Genomic DNA, 22,777 nt, shown 5'->3' on the forward strand with positions numbered 1-22,777 from the left:
CGCAACCTATTCTGACCTACTTTGGCCAAGGATAGAGACCCACTTCAGTAGCCTGACTTACCACCAGGGCCTGCCAGTCTTTGATGAATTGGAAATACTTTTCTCCAAGTTCCTTTGCCATCGGTAGCCGTAGCATTTCCCGCCACTCAAGATTGTAAAACGTGGCGTCAAAGCAAGACATCGGTCGGCTGAATGTTGACAATGGATGTAGTTGACCCAATGTCTCCGGAATATAAGCCGGTATGCATGGTCGGTGCTGTCCACCGCGAATCAGATTGATTGCGCCAAGATTCGCCAACCGATCGGCATCCTTGATCACCATCGTAACGATCCCGTCAGTGTCTTGGTTCATTTTGGAGTGTTCCTCCACTGCCGTTCTAATCTCCTGAATCTCAACAGCGGTGAAATGTTGAGCGACCATACTCAAACCCTCTTCAACATATCTCCGCGTCTCATCAGCAGAGAAATGACGGTCAAGAGAGTGGAGGAGTCCTGCAACCCACGCTAACTCTCCAACACGTTTATTTGGAGCGATCTTAGCTCCATACTGTGCAACTGTAAGATCATGGTCAAGGCCATGACCGTGAGTACTCTTGCCAGAGGCGATTATACCTTCATGAACTGTCTTCACGAAGTTATAAAGATTGTGAAATTTCGCACGAAATTGTGCGAAAATATCAGATGCTGTTTTTTTCATTTTTAAAAAACTGAATTTGATTGTCTATTTAGATGTTTTAAACTCCGTAAGCAACGCTTACTAGAAACACCATTCTACCCTTGATGTTAGCATAGTTATAGCAAATAGTCAATAGATACGTATAGCCCATTGACAAATAACACCCAATATCTTATAATTGACACGGACATCTGTTTTGTAGTCCAATTTCAAAAACAAATAAAGAAAGAAGGTACTCAATGAAAGGTTCTCTCAAACTGTGTTTGTCGGCCCTTTACCGTTCGGTAACATATTCAGCGGTATCTTGTTTTGGGTTATTCATACTCTCAACAATAAACTCAATCCTTATTGAAGGTGGAATGGAAGGTGTCTGCTTGGAAAGTTGGGTGATCTGGTTCTTTGCCCTACTATTCGTCGTCTTAACACTTTTGTTCTTTATCCGTAGTTTGTTCATAATCAGCGAAAACATACTTTCCGGCAAGACTGCGGATGAAAGTCCCGTCAGATTAAAAGATATTATCAGCAGTATACTGCCCTGAATTCCCTTTTCAAAAAGACCGCACACCTATGAGGTATGCGGTCTTTCTTTGTACATTATCTCTGATTTACCAACCTAATAGAGATAACCAACCATGTGAAGAGAAATCAGACTGCATAGCTATTTTGGTTATAGGACCATAATATCCAACAGCTGGAGTGACACCTCTTGAAGCCTGATATCTGGCTAGAGCGTCTCTAGTGAGAGAACCGTAATAACCGAATGGAATTCCAATGGGAACATTAAGATAACCCATCTCTGATAACAAACCTTGAAGGACAACAACGTTTTGATTTTGAGATCCAACGGTAAGATTTTGGCCTACCAAGATATTTGGATACTCTGAGGCCTTAGCTTGTGGAGCGGTGACCAATATTGCCATAGCGATAATCAGCGTTAAACTAACTCCAACGAATAAACTAGATTTGAGGAAATTAATCATATATTTGTATTATTTATTTGTTTATAAAATGATAAAAAAGCTCGACCTGCTATTTACTGTTACATAGTAGATGCCGTCTCTATAGACAAAATATTACAACTACATTTTATATCCCTTTTTAAGATCACCTATCTCTTTCTCTAATGAAGAAATATGCCTATCCATTTGTAACGTCCTCTCAGTAATTTTTATCTCAAATTTATTCGTATGATCTGCAAGTTGTTTGGCGACATCCATCATATCCGTAACGTCTTCTATAGCAAGAAGTATGATTGCTGGTAATGATTCAGAAGTATTTTCCCTTTTGACATGAATCTGACGAGCATTCAATATCATTATTTTCTGACCTATCAAAGGAAAAGAATGAGACACTTCAAAACCCTTGAAAAAAGTATGCTTTGGTAAAATATTTTCCAAAAGCTTTTTTAAAGCTGGAATATTCCATTGACCATTACCCAATTCGTACACAATCTTACCTTCAGTATCTTTTTGTTCAACGTGGAACATTTGATAAAAAGGCCAGTTAGCAGCAATGACGTGGAATTCCGCATCCAAGATCAAAACCGGCTCATGCACAACATCTACTACAGTCTTTATATACGTCCAACTTTCTTCCCATGAACGTTCAAAAAAATCTGATCCTATTTGTTTTTTATTATCTGTTTGCATACTAATAAAGACGGAGGAATACTCTATTCATTACATCTTAACAAATAACAAAAAATGTGATACACTTTTGTTACAAATACCTACTAGTTGCTGTAATACTTGTGCAATGAACAAAAGATCGTCCACTGTCATTACACACCTAAAAATATAGATATGTTACCTATTATTACAGCCTTCTGTAATATTTGTGTAATGAAAAGTCATTACATACGTCTCAATATATATGACAATAGAAAGAAAAATATCAATAAACAAGGAATTGACCGTAGCTCACCATAACTACAATAAAGGTCTCAACTCGTATGCCCTTTTCAAAACACAAGACGGTGCCGTAGGCGAAGACATGGTGCAAGATACTTTTTTGAAAACTTGGAAATATCTCATAAAAGGAGGCAAAATTAACATAATGAAAGCTTTTCTTTATCATATTTTGAACAATCTAATAATTGATGAGTATCGTAAACGTAGGAATAAAGCTACTTCATTAGATACTCTCTTGGAAAAAGACTTTGAAGTCGGTGACGACAATTCTGAACATCTTGTGAATTTCTTGGATGGCAAAAAGGCGATCCTTCTCATCAAACAACTTCCAGAAGTATATAAAAAGGTGATACGTATGCGTTATGTGCAAGATTTATCACTCAAAGAAATGTCACTCCTGACAGGACAAACTAAAAATGCCTTGGCCGTAAAAGTACATCGTGGTCTAGAAAAGCTCAAAGTTTTGTATGGGAAAGGGTTCTCGTTTATTAATTAATAATATAAATATATGATCTGGACACTAATTATAGTTTTGTTTGTTCTCTGGCTTCTAGGATTCACCTTCAATTTTGGTGGAAACTTGATCCACACTCTTTTGGTAATAGCATTGGTAGCTCTTATCATCAGACTTCTTTCGTAATTTATCCACCATTTGGTCTAGTAAGTACCTACTATTAGGAGTAATATTACCCATAGCGGTTAATTGTACAAAAAATTTCATGGAAGGAGGTCTATCATGAAAACTTTAAACTTTAGACTGCAAGGAAAAGCGGAGCTTGATCAAGCTATACATGATCCAGAAAATCGTCAGCGCACTTGTGAGGAACATCACTGTACCGAACAAGAATTAGATCAACATCCTGGGTGGCTAATAATCAGATTCGCCATGACTGGCGGAGCAGCGAGGTTCGCAAGAGAACATCGTAATGAATTCCTTGAGGAGAAAAAGGTTCCCGAAGGATCTGTACTAAGTCACGGCGGATAAAAGTTACGTTAGGCGGGACAAGGCAACATCATTAATGTAATGTTGCTTTTTTGTTACCGTGATTCGCTCCACCAGTCGGTAGATGGCGAATTCTCAGTTTTAATACCCCCTCCCCCCTAGGGGGTATCAAGACTAAAGAGATACAGTAAACTCAACTTCAAAAGGATACATACCCATTCCACATGTTCCTGAAAGCTTACCAACCTTACCCACACCAATATCAATATCAGTAGAACCAGTCTGTGGTAACGCTTTAGAAATATTCATACTTGGAATACGTACGTAAGATGAACAATCAAAAGTCCCGTTAGTATTGAACCTAATAACAGTAGGAATGCCTGCCTTTGCAATACTTTTCCTAGGCTGATAACCACCTCTAGCGGTTATTTCAATAATCTGTTTTCCATCAATAACAGAAACATTATTTGCATTAGTTGCAACTTGTCCTGAAGTAACCGTATTACCACCTCTCACCAATAACAAAGCTCCTGCAATGAGGGTAACTGCGACTATAATAGATAAAATGGTTGCTTTCATATGGTATTAATATTAACACGTACTAAAAATTGAATACTGGCGGAATAATCCCAACAACAACCAGACTATTTATCAGATTGAATAATGCAAACATTATAACTACAAGTCCAGCACTCTTGAAAAAGATTCCTGATTTTGAACTATTTTTAATACTAAATGAACTGAAACTTACCAAAGCAAGGACAGGAAGAGTACCTAGAGCAAAAGATAACATTGTGAGACCACCGGTAAAAAAATTCCCTGTTGTAAGAGTATAAAGTTGCATTGATTGAGTGAATCCGCAAGGCAAGAAAAATGTTGCAGTACCTACCAAAAGCGGTGTGAGTGTATGGTTGAATTTTGATACACCATGAGCATGTTTGGCAATGAATCTTGGCATTGATGGTTGTAACCTCTTGGCCCAAGGAAAAACATCCAAAAGATTTATACCCAAAACAAGCATTACAATACCAATAATCAGACTTAAAATAAACGTTGCAGAAGTATTGAGAGTAAAAGCCGAACCGAGCGCACCTATGATTCCACCGAGAATAAAAAAGGAGACTATACGACCAATATGGAACATTACTTGAGGTTTGATCTTGTCACCTTCTTTTGCGAATGTTGCAGACATAGAAAGTAAAAGTCCACCTACAACTGCCATGCAAGTAGAGAGTGAGGCGACAATACCTATCACAAAAGCTGTACCATAAGTAACATTTCCAGCACTTACCATATTGATGAGACCAATCTTTTGCAGGACAACAAATAAAACAGCAAAACCAAAAGCTATTGGTACTGCTATCTTGAAATCAGACCAATCCACTTTTTTGACCAATTTTTCTACAGAAACCGTATAACCGTGAGGTTTGAGCGGTACAGTCAATTCTTCTGCAATCTGTTCTAATGTTTTGTTACCAAAATTTCCAGCAATCTCAACTGTATGGCTACCAAGATCTGATTTGACATAACTAACATTTGGTAAATCTTGTAGCTCACTTTCTGTCATAAGGACACAAGCATTACAATGCATACCGTGAATATGGAATTTATATTTATTTTGCATATTTTTATAATCTTTCATATTTTTATAATTTTTTAGCTTTAATTCTTAATGAATTTGACACCACCGAAACACTTGAAAATGCCATCGCCAATCCTGCAAAAACTGGATTCAATAACCAACCAAATATTGGATAAAATACACCAGCTGCCAAAGGAATACCTATGACATTATAAATAAATGCCCAGAATAAATTTTGTTTTATACCTCTCATAGTCATCTTTGAAAGTTTTATTGCCTTCACAAGCTTTGAGATATCTCCTCCAAGCAAAGTGATGCCGGCTGACTCTATTGCCACATCAGTACCAGTATCCATAGCGATACCAACATCGGCCTGAGCCAATGCTGGAGCATCGTTCACACCATCACCTGCCATTGCTACTATTTTCCCTTGCGATTGTAATGATTTTATCTTTGCCAATTTATCTTCTGGCATTACATGAGCGACAACATCGTGAATACCCACAAGTCCTGCCATGTATTTTGCAGCCTTTTCATCATCTCCAGTGAGCATAACTACTTTGATACCAAGTTTATGAAGATCCGATATGGCTTGCTTGGATTGTGGTTTTATCTCATCTGCTACCATGACAAAGCCGAGTACTTTTTCTTTATTTGCAAGAATAACTGGCGTCTTCCCTTGTGCAGTAAATTGTTCAATCTTGGAAACGTCAAAAGATAATCCCAAATCTTTGATGAGTTTTACATTACCAACATAATATTCAGAACCAGCAATAGAACCTTTCAAACCTTTACCTTGAATACCTTCAAAATTTGAAACTTCGCTAATCTTTATATTTTTTTCTTTTGAATAATTTACAATCGCGTGTGCAATAGGATGTTCAGATTTATTTTCAAGTGAAGCAAGGATGGAAACAAACTCTTCATCTTTCAAATCAGAAAAATTTGCGATATCAACAAGAGTGGGCTTACCAATAGTGATAGTACCCGTCTTATCTACAATGACCGTATCAACTTTATGAAGTTTTTCTAATGTTGCAGCGTCTTTTATCAAAATACCTTCTCTAGCACCTTTTCCAACACCCACAATAATAGCTGTCGGTGTAGCAAGTCCAAGAGCACAAGGACAAGCAATGACAAGAACTCCTACGAATGAGACGAGGCCAAAAGATAAGGCTTGCGAAAATCCGAGTGGACCAGTTCCAAGGAGTAGCCATGTTCCTAGAGTAAGAAAAGCTATTACAAGTACAATCGGTACGAAAACACTAGAGATTTTATCGGCAAGAGCTTGAATAGGTGCTTTGCTACCCTGAGCTTCTTCAACCATTTTAATAATTTGTGCAAGGAGTGTTTCTGAACCAACTTTGGTGGCTTTGAATGTAAATGAGCCACTTGTATTCATTGTTCCAGCAGTGACATTGTCACCAATCTTCTTTTGGGCTGGCATGGGTTCACCAGTAACCATAGATTCATCTACGAATGATGAACCATCTGTGATAATCCCGTCCACAGGAATCTTTGTCCCCGGCTTAACAATAATAGAATCCCCGTGCTTCACATCATTCACTGAAATCTCTATTTCTTTACCATCACGGATAACCAAAGCTGTTTTTGCTTGAAGATTGAGAAGTTTTTCTATAGCATCACCAGTTTTGATTTTTGAGCGAGCCTCTAAATATTTACCAAGGGCGATAAAAGTGATGACAACAATGGCGACATCGTAATAGGTATTATCAACATTCAAGAAAGGTCTCAAAGCTTCTTCAAAAGAAGTAACTATAAAACTATATGAGAATGCAGAAACTGTTCCAATACCGATCAGAGTGTCCATATTGGCTTTGCCGTAGCGTAGAAAACGATAAAAACCAAGAAGGTATGGCTTACCAACTACAAAAAGTATATAAGTCGCCATAACTGGCAAAAGATGATGGAAAAATTCTTTGACAGTAAAAGTCATCTCCGGAGCCAAACTGGATTGTGCAAGAATATCCCAAGTCATTATGAATACACTGATAACGGCCAAAGGAATGGCTGATATGACTTTCGTCTTCATATCTCTGATCTCTGCTAATTTTTCTTTCTTTGATTGGTTTAAGCCCAAATGCTCAGCATGCTCGTCCTCTGACATACCCATTTCTTTTGCACCCATAGAAGAATGGCCAGAATCATTTTTTGTTGTCATACCACTTTTTGTTACCATAGGAATCTCCAAGGAATAACCCAATTTTTCTATCTTTTGAGAAAGGCTTTCTGGATTAGTTTTTGAATTATCAAAAGCCAGTTTAACTGTTTCTGTACCATAATTTACAGAGACAGATTCTACCCCATCAGTCTTTTTGAAAGTCTTTTCTATAATACTTGCACAAGAAGCGCAGTGCATTCCTTTTACTTTATATGTTTTATTTTGCATGTATTTTTATGGTAAGAACAAATGACTATTAAATGACGAGGTATAATCTGATTATTTGCGCTTGAGGCGATAAACTTTGAGAATTTCATCAACTGCAATACTTTGTTTTCCTCCTTTGATCTGTTTTACAACACAAGTATTCAAGTGATTTTCCATGAGAGAATCTTCTACACTAGAGAGAGCTCTCTTTACTGCAGAGGTCTGACTTATAACATCAATACAATACGTATCTTTTACTAACATGTTCCTAAGACCATGTACTTGTCCTTCAATGACTTTCAATCTATCTATCAATTTCTGTTTTGATGGGTTCATAATGAATACATGGTATACCCCCTAGGGGTATCTTGTCAATATTACTAACTGGTGTTATTGATGTCATTGTAAAATTATGCATCACAAAAATCGCAAAACACTATTAAGAAGGTTTTTTACTCAGTAAGAGGGCACTTTCGCGGGAAGATTACACAATTTATCTCCGTCCGACAGATAGGTCACAACGGACAGGGTTTCCTGCGTATTAAAGATACTAAAAAAGTGACGGATTTTTCGTCACTTTTTTATAGTTATATTACAGTTGAAAGGAACTAACCAATAAAAATACTTTTACTTCGCCACCCGCTCAATTAGATAAACACGAACACAATACCCCCTCCCCCCTAGGGGGTATCAAGACCAAAGAAATGTAATGCACCCCCTCCCCCAGGGGGAGGGGGTCAATCACTAATCTTCAAAGAATCGTTACCACTCTCCCTATCCATAAAAACCACCAACCTCGTAGAATAACTTTTTTCAGCTTTATTCCAAACACCACCACAAGTTATGAGATTCAAATGCACTTTTCCATCACCAAGACCAAAAGCTTCTGGCACATCTTCATTCTCACCATAGACTCGTGATTTACGTACAACAAAAGTAACGACTACCCCATTTTCATCTTCAACATAAACCCTATCTCCCCCCCTCAACTTATCTAAATTATCAAAAACCGCCGATACCCCATCTTTCCAACCATAATGACCAACGATAACTGCATTACCTTTTTCTCCCGGACGTGGACCGAGATTGAACCACCCCGCATTCACTGGACCCTTTGGTACAGCCACAGCACCTTTTGATGTGAGACCTACGGATTCAATAAGAGTATCAACGCCTATCGTTGGGATTTTGATGCGAGTAGGAATCCCTGAGACTGATACTTCAAGATCTACTGGAACGACCGTAGTTGAAGTGGCAATGCCACCGATTTCAACCAACTTTTTATTATTAAGACCTTGTGAATACCGATCTTCTTTAACATTCATCACAAAAAATACTAATAGCAATAGAAAAGCTACTACTGCAACAATAACAAAAAAACTTTTTAATGAAATTCTCATTACAAAAACCAGAACAAATTCACAATCATATCCCACAAAGATCCACCTTCTGGAGCAAAACCGGTATTAGGAAGCTTGGGGAAAGATAAAGTAACAATTGCAGACGAGGTGGCCGTAGCAGTTAAATTATTCGCATGACCTTCAGCGGTAGCAATATTTGTAGTCGTCTGTTTAAGGTCTACTTCGCAAGTATATGTCCACGTTTCTGAAGTCTCGAGCATTTGATTGATATTTGCATCGCCAGAAACATAAACCGATGGATTACATTTATCATCAACAACAGTTACATTACTCAAAGTAGTCGTGCCGGGATTAGTTACAAGATAGGTATAGATAACTTTTCCTCCAATAGCAGGCAAAGTAAGCACACTAGGAGTCTTCTTCAAAGAGATCACTGGCGGTGACAACACTACAGGAGTATAACCACCTCCCCCTCCACCTCCACCACCAATAGGAGGTGGCGGTGTGACGACAACAGGTGGTGGCGGAGGAGGCGGAGGTGGAGTAACAACAATTGTTATATTCACACCCTGACTACCTCCACCTTGGCTATTCGTATCATTCTGATGGATATCTCCTATAACATTAGCAGTAGCTTTTAGAGAACCGTCTGTCTTGATATCTTGACCTCGTGCCGTATAAGTCACGACACTTGAATAAACATCTATTTGACCACTAGAAAGTGCTGTACGCGAAAGTGTAACTGGATGAGTCTGACCATCTGGAGTGACGATAGAAGCTTGGATATTGGTAGCGTCACAAGCAAGTCCGGCACCAGTACCATTGAAAATATCTATACTAAAAGAAACACTATCCCCAATACGAACTTCTGGACTACTTGTATAGAGATTGATAGACAAAGCACTACCAGAACAACCGAGAGGACTTCTATGTGCAAAAGTAGTAGGAGTCCACAACATTAATAGAGACAGTATTAAAACTAATTTAAAAGGGTTACCAGAGATATTTATATTTTTCACCATATTTATAGTATATACTCAATATTGACAAATAGCTATTATATTGTATTACGACACACTTCCACCTTTAATCCTAATAAAGAACACAAGACCTACCCCACAGAGCAGATCTTGTCTTCAAAAGTATCAACAGAAACATTAATATCTCACCTAAAATCTCAAAGTGCTCCCCGTACACCCTTACGATTGAAAGGCTTGATTTAACTCTGTTAACCCGCCCTGATTCACCCCATTTACAAAATTCTCTTCAGCTACTTCTTCTTCTAAACAAGCTGGACACTGCGTGAAGCGTACAGAAACGATAGAATCCGTATTCTTCTCCAACTGTTCTGGCTTATAAAAATGCCAGGAATGCTTGTAATAAAACGTATAGCACTTCTTGCACATAGTGAGTGCACCGAACTTGCGACTCTTTGAAAACTTTTTCTTGCTACCCATACCCCAGTTATCTAGAGATTTGAATTTTACTAGCATATATTTTTTGTGATTAATATTAATGTCTAGATCAAATTGATATAATATTTAATCTAGTTTTAATATTGTATTCCCGTTTTTTCCAAACGTCAATCAATATATGTACATAAACCTGTTAACAACCTGTGGATTGTTTAATGTATTTTTAATGTAGGCAATGTTACAATGAAGATAGTTCCTTTTCCCAAAATACTCTCTACTTCTATTGATCCAGAATGAGCTTCCACTATCCATTTGACTATAGGCAGACCCAATCCAACGCTGTTTCCGTCAGGACTGTGAGACCTATCTACTCTATAGAAACGATTGAATATATAAGGTAGGTCATCTTTACTTATACCGATACCATTATCTTCAACTTTTATTTTTACAAAATTCCCTTCCCTTTTGATATCCACTTTGATCCATCCCCCGACTTTGCCATAGTTGATACCATTTCTAATAAGGTTCAAAAAGAGTTTCCTGAGATTGGCTTCATCACCAGAAATAACAGCGTCATCTGTGTTTACCATTTTCACAGATATATTTTTCTTATCAGCCAGAGTCTTACACCTCTTTATAGTATTTTTGATAATTTTTAACAAATCCACCTCTGTAAAAGCAGTATTCTCTTTAAGGGACGTATCACTTGAGATCATAAGCGTTAAATTGGAAATGATTTCAGAAAGATGTTCTACCTCATGATTGATAGCTTTTAGGGCTTTTGCCGTACAAGCTGGAACTTCTTTACATCGAAGCAAGGCAAGGTCAGCATTACCCCTTATGATAGCGAGCGGGGTACGTATTTCATGAGTGGCATTTGCTATAAATTCATTCTTCAATCGTTCTTCTTTCAACTGAACTTCCTGTTTAGCAGAAGCAAGTAAGACTTCTTGTTCTTTTTCTTTTAGACGATGTATAGTGACAGCTTTGGCTGTCGCATTACCCAAAGAGACTGCCAATTCCTTCTCTTCTTCAAGAAAAATATGCTCTTTTTTGAAACACATGATCACATTGCCATATAAATTTTCCTTATAAATAACCGGTATGATAACGTAACTCTTCATATATGGTCTTATATGAAATTCTTTTTCATAATTTTCTTTTACAATACGTTCAACAAACAACGGTTTTCCAGGTTTATCTTTCTTGGTCTTGCCACCATTCCTCTTTGGTAACTTCGGTTCATATGGTGTATTTGGACTTTTATAAATCAAGTGATACTTCAACGTCTTCAAATCTTTCCACCAAGTAAAACTAAAGTCGGCACCTAAAATCTTTAGGCCAGTTTCTGTAAAACGTTTGATTATCTCCTCAGGATAAGTATCCGCAAAAGACTCCAATGTAGTTTGGTTGAGTAACGCTATCTTTTTTGAAATTGATAATTTCATGATAAAAATAATTGACCTAATCAAATAAGATAAAATGCGTATATAAAAGTTTTTTACTCCTTAACCACAAAACCAACTCCGCGTATTGTGTGAATAAGTGGTTTTTGACCTTTGCCGTCAATCTTCCTGCGCAAATATCTTACATGAACATTGAGCTCATTATTATTTTCAGAATGATCTGGTTTCCAAATACTATCTATAAGCCTCTTCCTACTGATGGCTTCACCGCGATGGTTGAGTAAAACTCCAAGTAGTTTGTACTCTTTTGGAGTAAGCCTGATAATCCTCCCAGCTCTTGTAACCTCATGTCTAACCCTGTCTACAATCAAATCTGAAATAGTTAAAATATCTGAATCAGTAGTTTTTCTTCTACGCAAAACTGCTCTGATACGAGCAAAAAGTTCATTCATACCGAAAGGTTTAAGCAAATAATCATCTGCACCAGCGTTAAGACCTATCACCCTATCTTCATGAGTACCTTTTGCAGTAAGCATTATTATAGGAGTATGAATATGATTTACACGCAATTCCCTACAAATTTCTACACCATCTTTCTTTGGAAGCATTATATCCAAGATGATAAGGTCATAATTATTTTTTACAGCCTTCTGTAAACCTTCTTCTCCATCAAAAGCACAATCTGTAGAATAATTCTCAGTCTTCAGAGCTCTTTTCAAAACATCTGCTAATTTCTTCTCGTCTTCAATTATTAGTATTATCATAGTGCGTATTTATACACCCTACAAAATAATTTTGCAAGTCCATTTATTAACAGTTTATTAACATTATATCCATTAATAGCTTTATAGGATTATATACGCAATCAAAAAGATTAAATTGGTATTAACTATTTTTATTCAAGGTCTACCCTCAAAGATGGACCTCGTATATACTTACAGCAATGAAAATCAAAACTGTATTTATATTTGGTAACCCCGATTTGGAGATGGATTCGTTACCTATTAGACTGGTTCCTAGGCTTCAAAAAATCTTTCCTGAGGTTTCGTTTCAAATAAAAGACCCTAATGAGGAATGGGATATTCCGGAAGAGATGACTATTATAGATACAGCTGTTGGAGTTGACGAGGTGACGATTTTTGATGATCTTGAATCATTTGATAAGACCCCTCAACTTTCAATGCATGACTTTGACGCCCTAACCAATCTTCGTTATATGAAAAAACTCGGTAGGCTCAAAAAAATAATGATTATTGGGGTGCCACCGGATATTAGTGAAGAAAAAGCGGTTGAGGAGATTAAAAAAATACTATTAAAATAACGCCCGCACTAAAATCGCTCCCCATAACAACTTAAAAGAAAAGGTGACCAAATTATGATCACCTTTTATGATTTGACTACCTCTGCAATAAAGTTGTAGTGAAAATAGACAGTATCACCTTTCTCTACTGGCAGATTGTACCTATTTACTAAAAACTTTATCCTTTTAGCGTGGCGAACCTTAACAAATTGATTGACTTCTTCCACTACCTCATGCATTACGGCACATTGAGGACTCTTCCCCTTATGGTTACGCCAGAATTCCCTGACTTTTTCTACTGGCCAAGGAGTTGACAAAGAAGTTATATTCGCAAAACTTATAAATGAATCAGCAGCGTTTTGAAAACATTCCCTCAACAACAAGTGGGACGGTTCTCGACAACTATTTAATACATTATTCAATTCTGCGGCATAAATAGACTTCACAACATTTGCAGCCACTTTACCTTCTAAACACGGAAATGCATACAACAGAAACAATCTTTCACCTGAAATATTGATTTTATTCAATCTTCCTTTCCGATAACGTACTGATAACATGTTTACGTTATCTATTTGTTTTTCTGCTTACTACTATTATCTAAGCTCATATTAACCAAAAAGAGTGTTTTTGCAAGGAATTTAGATGTTCCTCTTCTATTTCCAGATTGACTCCTCCCCCCTAGGGGGGAGGGGGTGGTTTTCTTACCCAGGAAACCTCGAACGAAGCGACGGCGAGAGCCCGAGGAGGAGGTCATCGTATCTTTCCTAACTTGATACCCCCTAGGGGGGAGGGGGTATCAAACATAAAATGTCATGTGAATCTACCAACCCGTCTTTACTTCTTCCCTTTCCAATTAACCTTCAAAAAGTGTGCGCCGCAACTCATACAAGGATCGTAAGCACGAATCAATTTTTCAATTTCAGGATTGATTTTGTCCTCTGGCATTTTGCCAATCAACTCTTCTACCAAAACACCGACATCACGTTCAATATTGACTTGATTTTGACCAGTAGGAACTATGACTTCACCATCTAACACAATTCCCTTGTCATCTATTACAACCTTATGATAAAGCGTTCCTCGAGGTGCTTCTATGACACCTATACCAACACCAGCTTTCATAGGGACTTTCACTATCGGCTCTGGTTTGAAAACATTATTTGAAAGTATATCTATAGACTCATCTATACCGTGGAGTATTTCTATAGCCTGCGCAAGATTGTTATGATAAATATCCGTTGATGGGAATAATTTCAAAGCTTCCACAGCAGACTCCTTGGTATTTGGATGTAACTTATCTTTTGCCAAGTTTATTCTGGCCAATGCACCAACCATATAGCTCTCACCTTTGTATGTATATGCAGAAGCCTGTGAATATGGTAAAACCACATGCTCCAAATGTGAACGAAAATCTTTTTGCTCGTAGACTTCACCTTTGTCTGTAATGATTTTTCCACCAATGTAGCCAAAAGTATCATCTGGCACCAAAGCCATGTATTTTGTTTTTCTATCTAGATGAAAAGGTGCGTTCTTGAATATTTCTATGAGACGCAAGACGGCTGGACGAACAGCTTCCAATTCTGCAATAGACTGTGCCCCTGCTTCAGCTGAAGGAAATTGTAAAAATCCTCCCATAACTGGAAAAGTTGCATGAACGCTACGCCCAGCAATGATCTGAGCCAAATGATTGCCCGAAGCTTTGATATCAAAACCATCGTGTAATAACTGATGTTGGACTGGATCCGTATCATCAAAATCCAGAAATGCATCTTTACTATACATATCTGGCATTACAAATAAATATAAATGCAAAGCATGGTCACGAATCATAAGACCGTGCATAGTAAGCTTACGTAAAAGTTTTGTTTGCGGAGTGACTTCTATACCCAAAGCATTCTCACAGGCCATAATAGCGGCCATGACGTGAGCGTTGGAGCATGTGCCACAAATACGAGCTAGGTGAGCTGGAATAGCTACAATACTCTTTCCTTTCATAGCTGTAGTGAAAAATCTCTTGTATTCAACAATAGCAAACTTCACATTTGTCACTTTTCCATCTTCAACCACAACGTCCATGGAGGCGTCGCCTTCTATTTTTGTTATATGATCCAAGCGTAGGTCTATGCGGTGCATGATAGTTATGAAAATTTCTAATTACTAATTTTTAATTTCTTGCGTTGTCATTCCCGCGAAGGCGGGAATCCAGGATATTACCAAAAAATTCTGTTAGTTGCCTTCATGGATTCCCGCCTTCGCGGGAATGACACAACTACTAACTCCTCAACTCCACCACCAGCGAATTCACCTTTTCCAAAAACACCTTCGGATCCATCGGACACCCTGGTATCTCCGCATCAACTTTGACAACATCAGAAACTTTCTTTACTTCCGGCAAAGCACCAAACCTAGTCACCAAATAATCTATACTAGCTTTTTGTTCTTCTGTAAAAGTATTACGCTGACCAGCTGGTAAGCCAACGATTGCACAAGAACCAACAGCGACCAACTTTTTGGAACGACTACGGATGTCTTTGAGTTTTTCTATATGTTCTGGACCAGCCATAGCACCTTCTATAAAAGCGATATCAAAACTATCCATAATATTGTTGGACTTCATGACTCGTGCATGACGAAAATCAAAAAGTTGCTTCCATTCTTGCCAATGGTCGTTCATAACTTCGGTCATGACAATAGTATTATCCTCGCAACAAGAGAAAGAAAACCAGCCAACTTTGATCTTTGGTAAATCTGTCATGAAATTGTTGTCATATTATAGCATTTTTATTAGATATGAGTGTTGCAATTAATTGTTGAACTCGGGTTATCTGTATTTGATTAATTCTAACAATTAGCTACAATCATACATATGAAAGATAACAATGAATATTTCAAAAAATGGTATCTACACCTAACTTTAGATGACAAAAGAATAGGTGCTGAACAAACTAAAAAAGAGACGGATTTTATAAAATCTGTCCTTAACTTAAAGAAAGGATCAAAAATTCTAGATTTGTGTTGCGGTCACGGGAGACACGCAGTTTTGTTAGCAAATGATTTTGATGTTACTGGACAAGATCTAGATCAAAATGCATTGAATATGTTATCCGACACCGCTACAAAAGAAAAGGTTCGTATCAAAACAATATGCTCTGATATGCGAATAATTCCAAATATTAACGAGTTTGAAGCTGTTATTATGATGTATTCATCATTCGGATATTTTAGCGATGATGAAGAAAATGAAAAAGTTATGAAATCAGTAAACAAATCCCTAAAACCAGGTGGTCTATTTCTATTTGATATAAGAAATAAAAATCTTACATTAAAATACTCCACTCAAAAGACGTGGGAAGAAAAAAATGACTCATTTAGGTTATATAATTCAAGTTTTGATGAAAAAACAAATTTAGCTGTTATGAACATAACTATAATTCAGAAAGGTAGCAACGTAGTTGAAAAAACATCTTTCATTTTGAAGCTCTATAGTCTAGAACAAATAAAGGCTATGCTAGAAAAAAATGGCTTCAAATTAATCAAAGTTTTTGGTGATACCACGTTAGCTAAAGAATTTAATCCAGAAACTAGCAAAAGAATGGTATTTTTAGCAAAAAAGGGTAGCCTATAGAATAAGCTACCCAAACCAGTTATACACGAGAACATCAATCATTCGCGTCGCCACCGAGCCACGATATACTAGACCCGACAACAATCACTTTGATTCTTCGCTTACTGGTTTTGTTTTTATGCTTATTTTTCATAAGCCACCACCTTCTTTTTCTCAATCTCAACATTAAGATGAGTTCCTACAAAGCTTAACAGTTCCCAAGGAACAGTCAAATCAATGTTTTTAAGTACAAACTGACTCTTTAAATCATCATTGAAGATAGAGCCGGTATGTCTCGATGATTCCGTACGATCTGTAATATAGATTCCTCCATCATAATTGATAAAGAAATACTTAGGACGAGTTGAAATGCCATTACTAAACATCCAAAACATAATCTGTATATCCGTTCCATTTAACATCCTGCAATATCTTGACGTGTTGAAAAGTGGAATCAATTTTTTAACCACATCAAGTTGAGATACGCTCGTAGCCAGATTTGATCTGCCTTTTTGCATAAGTGTATTATAAGACCACCCAGCAACACCCAATCTCATACAGAAGTCTAACATACGATTTAAACCATCGAAGTTACCTTCATGAATAACTGTTTTTATAGCCACTTTTTTATTTAAAGTTAGAGTAGATTCAATACCGATTACAATAGGTCTAAACGTTCCAACTCCTCTATACTTAGAATTAATCCTCTCGTTCCAACCATCAAGGGACGCTTTGATAACAACCGACGGATGTCCAATAAGATCAGGACGAGTTAACGTTGCGTGACGTAAAAGAAGACCGTTAGTCTGCAATCGACAAATACAACCTTTTGCTAATATATATTCAATGAGAGAATATATATCTGGATAAAGAAATACCTCACCACCAGTCAATTGAATATACTTTGTTTTTTCTGGTTCCATAGATACAAAAAAATCTATGGCCTTTTTGATAGACTCTAACGGTAACATTTTACGTTTAGCAACATCGCATTCACGTAAACAATAAGAACAACTCATGTTGCATTTATCAGTCAAACAGATTGATAAGCTGCGAAAGATACTGTCGCCCTCATCAATATTTTTCATAACTATTTTAGTTTTCATAGAACAAAATTCCTTTCTTTTAACTAATTTTACAATACTACAGATAAACAAATAGTCAATATTTACAACGTAGATTATCTATAACTCTATTTTCAAAACAAATAATGAAAAAACATAATATGCTATAATTTATAGGTGAAGAAATCCCACGACAGTGTTTTTACTATTGGCATCGGCGGAGCGGCTGGTGACGGTATCCATGAATCAGGCATCACACTAGGTGCTATCTTGGCCGAACTTGGTTACGAATCATATTTATCATACACTTACCCTTCACTTATCCGTGGAGGGCACAATTTTGCCCGTCTTTCATTCAGTAAGGAAAAAATATACTCTGACCACGAAGCTTTGGATGTTCTCATCGCTCTCAACGAAGAAAGCATCGTGCTTCATCGCAAAGAAATGGCAGACAATTCGGTTGTTTTGGCTGATTCTTTTGAAAAAGATGATTTGGACATACTCAAAGACAATGCCGTAGTTATACCGATGGACATTACAGTCAAAGAGATGAATGTTTCTCCTATTACCAGAAACTCAATGGCTTTGGGAGCGCTTTGTTACCTACTAGACTTGGATTTCAAGCTCATGGAAAAAGTCTTAGGTGATGTCTTCAAAAACAAAAAACCAGAAATAAACATCAAACTTGCTGATATAGGTTACGAATTACTCAAAAGCAAAAATTTCCGACATTCCAAAAAGATTCACCCTAGTGAAGGTAAAAAAGAATTCATAGATGGTAATAGTGCCCTAGCAAAAGGCCTTCTAACAGCTGGTTTAGATTTCTACATTGGTTACCCAATGACACCAGCTACAAGTATCTTGCAATATTTAGCTACACACCAACACGACAATATTGGACACAATCAAAAGATGCGTGTCATTCAACCAGAGAGTGAGCTCTCGGTTATCAATATGGCACTAGGCATGTCTTACGCCGGCAAACGCGTAGCAGTTGGTTCTGCTACTGGAGGTTTCGCCTTGATGCAAGAAGCTTTTAGTTTCGCTGGTATAGCCGAATTACCTTTGGTAGTAGCTGTCTCCCAAAGACAAGGACCTGCCACAGGACTTCCTACTTATTCTAGTCAAACAGATTTGCGATTTGCCATACATGCTGGACATGGAGAATTCCCGAGAATAGTCATCGCCCCCGGAGATCCAGAAGAATCCTTCTACCTTGGTGCACAAGCCTTGAATCTGGCTTGGGAATACCAACTACCAGTCATAGTCCTTATGGATAAAATCATTTCCGAACATTCTGCTACGAGTCTTTTGAAAGCTGAGAATATTAAAATAGAAAAAGGAAACGTCGCAAAAAATACAGATGAAAAATATGGTAGATATGAAATAACAAAAGACGGTATATCTCCTATGGCTTTTCCTGGCACAGCCAATACTACAGTAAAAGTTACTAGCTATGAACATGACCATGCAGGTATCACCGTAGATGAACCAGAGTTAGCCGAAAAAATGTTAGATAAAAGGTTTGCTAAATCAGAAACCTTAAAAAAATCTTTAAATCACCACGAGACCGTCAAAGTCTACGGCGATCACTCCAGTGACAATATAGTTGTTTTCTGGGGTTCAACCAAAGGTCCCGCTTTGGAGTCAGCCAGATATTTGAAAAAACCAGTCAAGTTTGTACAAATTGTTTGGTTAGAACCTTTTGATGTTAAAAAAGTAAAACAAGAATTATCTGGAGCCAAAAAGATTATTGACGTTGAATGTAATCATGATGGTCAATTATCTGCTTTAATCCGCGAAAAAACTGGCATAGAAGTCACAGACAAGATTCTGAAATACGATTCAAGACCTTTTGAACCAGTTGAGTTGGCAGAAAAGATCAATTCATTATGTCATTCCCGCGAAGGCGGGAATCCAGGATGTAACCAATAAAATTTATCGCCAGTATTCATGGATTCCCGCCTTCGCGGGAATGACACAAAAAACAAAACAACATTATGCCTCTAAACTTATCAACAACTTCAAAGATCACTTGGTGCCCGGGTTGTCCAAACTCACAGATTTTAGTTGCTTACAGACAGGCTATAGAAAGTTTGGTCAATTCTGGTTCACTCAAAATAGAAAACTTGGTAGCTTGTGCAGGTATCGGTTGCCACGGCAAGATTTCTAATTATTTAAACGTAAATAGCTTCACCGCTCTACACGGTAGAGTCATTCCAGCCATGACCGGTATCAAATGTGCCAATCCGAATCTAACCGTTATAGGTATGAGTGGAGACGGTGATTCATATTCAGAAGGTTTAGAACATCTCATCCACGCTGCAAGGCGCAATTCTGATATAAAAATATTTATTCACGATAACCAAGTCTTTGCCCTCACCACTGGTCAAACTTCTGCTATGAGTCCAAAAGGTTTCAAGAGTAAAACTACCCCTTACGGTAGTATTGATGAACCATTTGAACCTTTCTCTGTATTACTTTCAGCTGGTGCTTCATTCGTAGCCAGAACATATGCCGGAGATATTGCTGGTACAAAGAAAATCGTTGAAGAAGCTATCAAACACAAAGGTTTTTCTTTCGTTGAAATCATCCAACCTTGTATTACCTTCTTTGACACAAGAGATTACTTCAAAGAAAGGGTCTTCTTGCGCGAAGGCGGTCCTGCCGACAATATTGATACGGCGATCAAGCTTTCTAGAAAAGAAGGAGAGCGGGTACCACTGGGCATCTTCTATAACGTGGAAAGACCAACGTTTGAGGAGCAACTACTTGGGAATTTCTAATTTTTAATTCCTAATTTCTAAATAATTTCCAAATTCCAATGACTGAATTCCTTAAGATATATAAGTCTTCATCAGAAATTAGTCTTTGTGTCATTCCCGCGAAGGCGGGAATCCAGGATGTAACCAATAAAATTTGTCGCCAGTATTCATGGATTCCCGCCTTCGCGGGAATGACAACACAAGAAATTAAAAATTAGTAATTAGAAATTCTCCTAACTATCATGCAACTAAATAACCTATTCAACCCTCGTTCTGTCGCTGTCATCGGAGCATCATCTGACAAGAATAAAGTAGGTTATGCATTGATGTCCAATTTACTTTACGAAGGTGCAGAAGAAAAACCTGCTTCCAAATTTGCCAACATAATCAAATCCCTTACATCCAATAAAAAGAGGGTTATATACCCTATAAGTATTTCTGAAAAAGAAATTCTCGGATTAAAGACTTACAATTCCATAAAAGAAATTCCTGCCGAAATAGACTTAGCAGTTATAGCTGTACGCTCTGACGTAGTACCTTCTATATTAGAGGAATGCGCCTCAAAAAATATAAAAACTGTCATTATCATCTCAGCAGGATTCAAGGAGATTGGACATGAGGGTCTTGAAATTGAAAAGAAAGTTGCAGAAATAGCCAAGAAAAATGGTATCACTATGCTCGGTCCAAACTGTCTTGGGGTTATAGACGTCCACACAAACATGAATGCTTCGTTTGCTTCCAGTCATCCCAAAAAGGGCAATATCGCTTTCCTGTCGCAATCTGGAGCTCTAGGGACGGCCGTACTGGACAAAGCTCTAGCCGAAGGTATCGGTTTCTCCAAATTCATCAGTCTTGGCAATGAAGCCGTTCTGACCGAGATTGAATTCATGGAATTTCTACGTGACGACGAAGATACCTCGGCCATCTTGATGTACGTTGAACAATTGACCAACGGTCATAGATTCATGGAATTGGCAGAAGAAATAACAAAAAAGAAACCTATCATTCTCATAAAAGCTGGCAAAGGAGAACGTGGTCAACAAGCTGTCATGTCTCATACTGGCTCATTGGCTCCAGAAGATGCCGTCTTCTCTGCCGCTTGCAAACAATCTGGTATCATCGTCGTCCAATCAATCCGAGAATTCTTCAATATGGCAAAACTTTTGGAACTCAAAATATTCAAGCCTCTCCAAAAAATGATTGTCCTTACCAACGCTGGCGGTCCAGCCGTTGTTGCCTCAGATCTCATAGAATCATCTCATTCATTGTCTTTGATAGAATTCTCCGAAGAAACAATAGGTAAACTCAAAAAATCTTTGCCACCTATGGCGGCTTTCAATAATCCCGTAGACATCATCGGTGATGCCCTAAGTAGTAGATACGAAATTGCTTTGAAAATTCTAATAGAAGAAAGAGAAGCTGACGCTATCATTGTCATAGTCACACCACAAATGATGACTGAAGCAGAAAAAACCGCTGAGCTCATCGTTAAATACAATGCACAGAAAACTATTATTCCCGTATTCATCGGCGGAGCAAACCTAGATGCTGGTCTAAAAATTCTACAAGAAAACAATCTGGTTAACTTCACTTTTCCAAAAGATGCTGTTGAAGCACTAGATGATATGGCTTGTAATGCTTTGAAAATAGAGAGACCGAAGGTCGCAAGGAAGCTGGGAGCTGGGAGCTTGGAGATAGAGAAGATGATGTCTTTTGGTGATACTAGGAAATTATTCAGTGAATTTGATTTGTCTATATCTGGAATTTTTATCAAAGAAAAAAGTGAATTAAAAGATACGATAAATAAATTGGGTGGTGATAGATTCATCTTAAAAACAATGTCACCAGACGTTGTTCATAAAACCGAAATGGGTGCGGTTAAATTGAATATAAAATCATTTGAGGAAGCCGAAAAAGCTTGGGATGAGATGTTGGTAAGTATCAAAGACAAAAAACCAGACGCGGTCATAGACGGTGTGTTGGTACAAAAAAAGGCTTTGGGGAAAGAGATTATTATTGGTATGAAAAAAGATCCAATTTTTGGTCCAACCGTACTTTTTGGTTTGGGTGGAATATTCACCGAAGCTCTAAAAGATACTTCTATACGTATAGCACCTATTTCAAAAGAAGTTGCTCAAAAAATGATCCATGAAATACACGGCATCAATATTCTAACAGGACTTCGCGGTGAAAAACCTATTGATTTTGAAAGTATTGCCGATGTTATCGTCAAAATATCAAAACTAGCTATGGAACATCCAGAGATAATAGAAATAGATCTAAACCCAGTCATGGTTCGTTCCAATGAAGCTGAAATCGTTGACGCAAGAGTTATGGTGAATAACTAAAATTTCCGGAG

Annotated in this window: 25 protein-coding genes; 8 read left to right on the forward strand and 17 right to left on the reverse strand. The window is 37.6% G+C overall.

The window, feature by feature from the left end; all coding sequences use genetic code 11:
* Positions 1-16 precede the first annotated feature (16 nt).
* From WCS89_02210 to WCS89_02225, 4 genes are all read right to left on the reverse strand, one after another.
* Positions 17-697 carry an HD domain-containing protein gene (locus WCS89_02210; GenBank protein ID MFA6554299.1) on the reverse strand — a complete coding sequence of 227 codons (681 nt, stop codon included), beginning with the start codon at positions 695-697 and terminating at the stop codon, positions 17-19.
* 253 nt (positions 698-950) lie between these two features.
* A complete protein-coding gene (locus tag WCS89_02215; protein MFA6554300.1) occupies positions 951-1,130 on the reverse strand; it encodes a hypothetical protein in 180 nt (59 codons plus the stop codon).
* A gap of 151 nt (positions 1,131-1,281) precedes the next feature.
* Positions 1,282-1,656: a peptidoglycan-binding domain-containing protein gene (locus tag WCS89_02220; protein MFA6554301.1), complete on the reverse strand. Its 375-nt coding sequence runs from the start codon at positions 1,654-1,656 to the stop codon at positions 1,282-1,284.
* A 99-nt stretch (positions 1,657-1,755) separates the two neighbouring features.
* The gene (locus tag WCS89_02225; protein MFA6554302.1) at positions 1,756-2,325 is read right to left on the reverse strand and encodes a hypothetical protein; all 570 of its coding nucleotides are present in this window, start codon (positions 2,323-2,325) and stop codon (positions 1,756-1,758) included.
* Positions 2,326-2,548: 223 nt separating this feature from the next.
* Between WCS89_02225 and WCS89_02230 the strand changes: the two genes are divergently transcribed.
* From WCS89_02230 to WCS89_02240, 3 genes are all read left to right on the forward strand, one after another.
* Complete coding sequence (locus WCS89_02230) at positions 2,549-3,082, forward strand: RNA polymerase sigma factor (protein ID MFA6554303.1); 534 nt, start codon at positions 2,549-2,551, stop codon at positions 3,080-3,082.
* Positions 3,083-3,094: 12 nt separating this feature from the next.
* Positions 3,095-3,226, forward strand: a complete 132-nt coding sequence (locus tag WCS89_02235) for a lmo0937 family membrane protein (protein ID MFA6554304.1) — start codon at positions 3,095-3,097, stop codon at positions 3,224-3,226.
* A gap of 96 nt (positions 3,227-3,322) precedes the next feature.
* The gene (locus tag WCS89_02240) at positions 3,323-3,571 is read left to right on the forward strand and encodes a hypothetical protein (GenBank protein MFA6554305.1); all 249 of its coding nucleotides are present in this window, start codon (positions 3,323-3,325) and stop codon (positions 3,569-3,571) included.
* A 132-nt stretch (positions 3,572-3,703) separates the two neighbouring features.
* Here WCS89_02240 and WCS89_02245 read toward each other — a convergent pair whose 3' ends face one another.
* The 9 genes from WCS89_02245 to WCS89_02285 form a co-directional block, all read right to left on the reverse strand.
* The gene (locus WCS89_02245) at positions 3,704-4,108 is read right to left on the reverse strand and encodes a cupredoxin domain-containing protein (protein ID MFA6554306.1); all 405 of its coding nucleotides are present in this window, start codon (positions 4,106-4,108) and stop codon (positions 3,704-3,706) included.
* 22 nt (positions 4,109-4,130) lie between these two features.
* Positions 4,131-5,171: a sulfite exporter TauE/SafE family protein gene (locus tag WCS89_02250; GenBank protein MFA6554307.1), complete on the reverse strand. Its 1,041-nt coding sequence runs from the start codon at positions 5,169-5,171 to the stop codon at positions 4,131-4,133.
* Positions 5,172-5,175: 4 nt separating this feature from the next.
* Positions 5,176-7,521, reverse strand: a complete 2,346-nt coding sequence (locus WCS89_02255; protein MFA6554308.1) for a heavy metal translocating P-type ATPase — start codon at positions 7,519-7,521, stop codon at positions 5,176-5,178.
* Positions 7,522-7,572: 51 nt separating this feature from the next.
* Positions 7,573-7,836, reverse strand: coding sequence for a metal-sensitive transcriptional regulator (locus WCS89_02260; GenBank protein ID MFA6554309.1), 264 nt, complete (start codon positions 7,834-7,836; stop codon positions 7,573-7,575).
* A gap of 401 nt (positions 7,837-8,237) precedes the next feature.
* A complete protein-coding gene (locus WCS89_02265; protein MFA6554310.1) occupies positions 8,238-8,825 on the reverse strand; it encodes a class F sortase in 588 nt (195 codons plus the stop codon).
* Between the two features lie 74 nt (positions 8,826-8,899).
* Positions 8,900-9,883 (reverse strand): hypothetical protein, encoded by a 984-nt coding sequence (locus WCS89_02270; protein MFA6554311.1) that lies wholly within the window; start codon positions 9,881-9,883, stop codon positions 8,900-8,902.
* A gap of 177 nt (positions 9,884-10,060) precedes the next feature.
* Entirely contained in the window at positions 10,061-10,354 is a 294-nt protein-coding gene (locus WCS89_02275) for a hypothetical protein (GenBank protein MFA6554312.1), read from the reverse strand.
* Between the two features lie 134 nt (positions 10,355-10,488).
* Positions 10,489-11,724 (reverse strand): GAF domain-containing sensor histidine kinase, encoded by a 1,236-nt coding sequence (locus WCS89_02280; protein MFA6554313.1) that lies wholly within the window; start codon positions 11,722-11,724, stop codon positions 10,489-10,491.
* 53 nt (positions 11,725-11,777) lie between these two features.
* Positions 11,778-12,446, reverse strand: coding sequence for a response regulator transcription factor (locus WCS89_02285; protein ID MFA6554314.1), 669 nt, complete (start codon positions 12,444-12,446; stop codon positions 11,778-11,780).
* Between the two features lie 179 nt (positions 12,447-12,625).
* On the opposite strand from WCS89_02285, the gene WCS89_02290 reads away from it, so the two are divergent.
* The gene (locus tag WCS89_02290) at positions 12,626-13,003 is read left to right on the forward strand and encodes a hypothetical protein (protein MFA6554315.1); all 378 of its coding nucleotides are present in this window, start codon (positions 12,626-12,628) and stop codon (positions 13,001-13,003) included.
* A 65-nt stretch (positions 13,004-13,068) separates the two neighbouring features.
* On the opposite strand, the gene WCS89_02295 is transcribed toward WCS89_02290, so the two are convergent.
* The 3 genes from WCS89_02295 to WCS89_02305 all read right to left on the reverse strand — a co-directional run bounded on the left by WCS89_02295 (position 13,069) and on the right by WCS89_02305 (position 15,740).
* Positions 13,069-13,542 carry a hypothetical protein gene (locus tag WCS89_02295; GenBank protein MFA6554316.1) on the reverse strand — a complete coding sequence of 158 codons (474 nt, stop codon included), beginning with the start codon at positions 13,540-13,542 and terminating at the stop codon, positions 13,069-13,071.
* Positions 13,543-13,819: 277 nt separating this feature from the next.
* Positions 13,820-15,118 carry a nickel-dependent hydrogenase large subunit gene (locus WCS89_02300; GenBank protein ID MFA6554317.1) on the reverse strand — a complete coding sequence of 433 codons (1,299 nt, stop codon included), beginning with the start codon at positions 15,116-15,118 and terminating at the stop codon, positions 13,820-13,822.
* Positions 15,119-15,257: 139 nt separating this feature from the next.
* A complete protein-coding gene (locus WCS89_02305) occupies positions 15,258-15,740 on the reverse strand; it encodes a hypothetical protein (protein MFA6554318.1) in 483 nt (160 codons plus the stop codon).
* A 111-nt stretch (positions 15,741-15,851) separates the two neighbouring features.
* Between WCS89_02305 and WCS89_02310 the strand changes: the two genes are divergently transcribed.
* Positions 15,852-16,610 (forward strand): class I SAM-dependent methyltransferase, encoded by a 759-nt coding sequence (locus WCS89_02310; protein MFA6554319.1) that lies wholly within the window; start codon positions 15,852-15,854, stop codon positions 16,608-16,610.
* 122 nt (positions 16,611-16,732) lie between these two features.
* On the opposite strand, the gene WCS89_02315 is transcribed toward WCS89_02310, so the two are convergent.
* Positions 16,733-17,695 carry a radical SAM protein gene (locus tag WCS89_02315; GenBank protein ID MFA6554320.1) on the reverse strand — a complete coding sequence of 321 codons (963 nt, stop codon included), beginning with the start codon at positions 17,693-17,695 and terminating at the stop codon, positions 16,733-16,735.
* Positions 17,696-17,830: 135 nt separating this feature from the next.
* Between WCS89_02315 and WCS89_02320 the strand changes: the two genes are divergently transcribed.
* The 3 genes from WCS89_02320 to WCS89_02330 all read left to right on the forward strand — a co-directional run bounded on the left by WCS89_02320 (position 17,831) and on the right by WCS89_02330 (position 22,766).
* Positions 17,831-19,588: a 2-oxoacid:acceptor oxidoreductase subunit alpha gene (locus WCS89_02320; GenBank protein ID MFA6554321.1), complete on the forward strand. Its 1,758-nt coding sequence runs from the start codon at positions 17,831-17,833 to the stop codon at positions 19,586-19,588.
* A 65-nt stretch (positions 19,589-19,653) separates the two neighbouring features.
* Positions 19,654-20,439, forward strand: a complete 786-nt coding sequence (locus WCS89_02325; protein MFA6554322.1) for a thiamine pyrophosphate-dependent enzyme — start codon at positions 19,654-19,656, stop codon at positions 20,437-20,439.
* Between the two features lie 221 nt (positions 20,440-20,660).
* Positions 20,661-22,766, forward strand: a complete 2,106-nt coding sequence (locus WCS89_02330; protein MFA6554323.1) for an acetate--CoA ligase family protein — start codon at positions 20,661-20,663, stop codon at positions 22,764-22,766.
* Positions 22,767-22,777: the final 11 nt, after the last annotated feature.

The organism is Candidatus Paceibacterota bacterium (assembly GCA_041666915.1).
Lineage (GTDB): Bacteria > Patescibacteriota > Minisyncoccia > Phycocordibacterales > PALSA-1337 > C7867-002.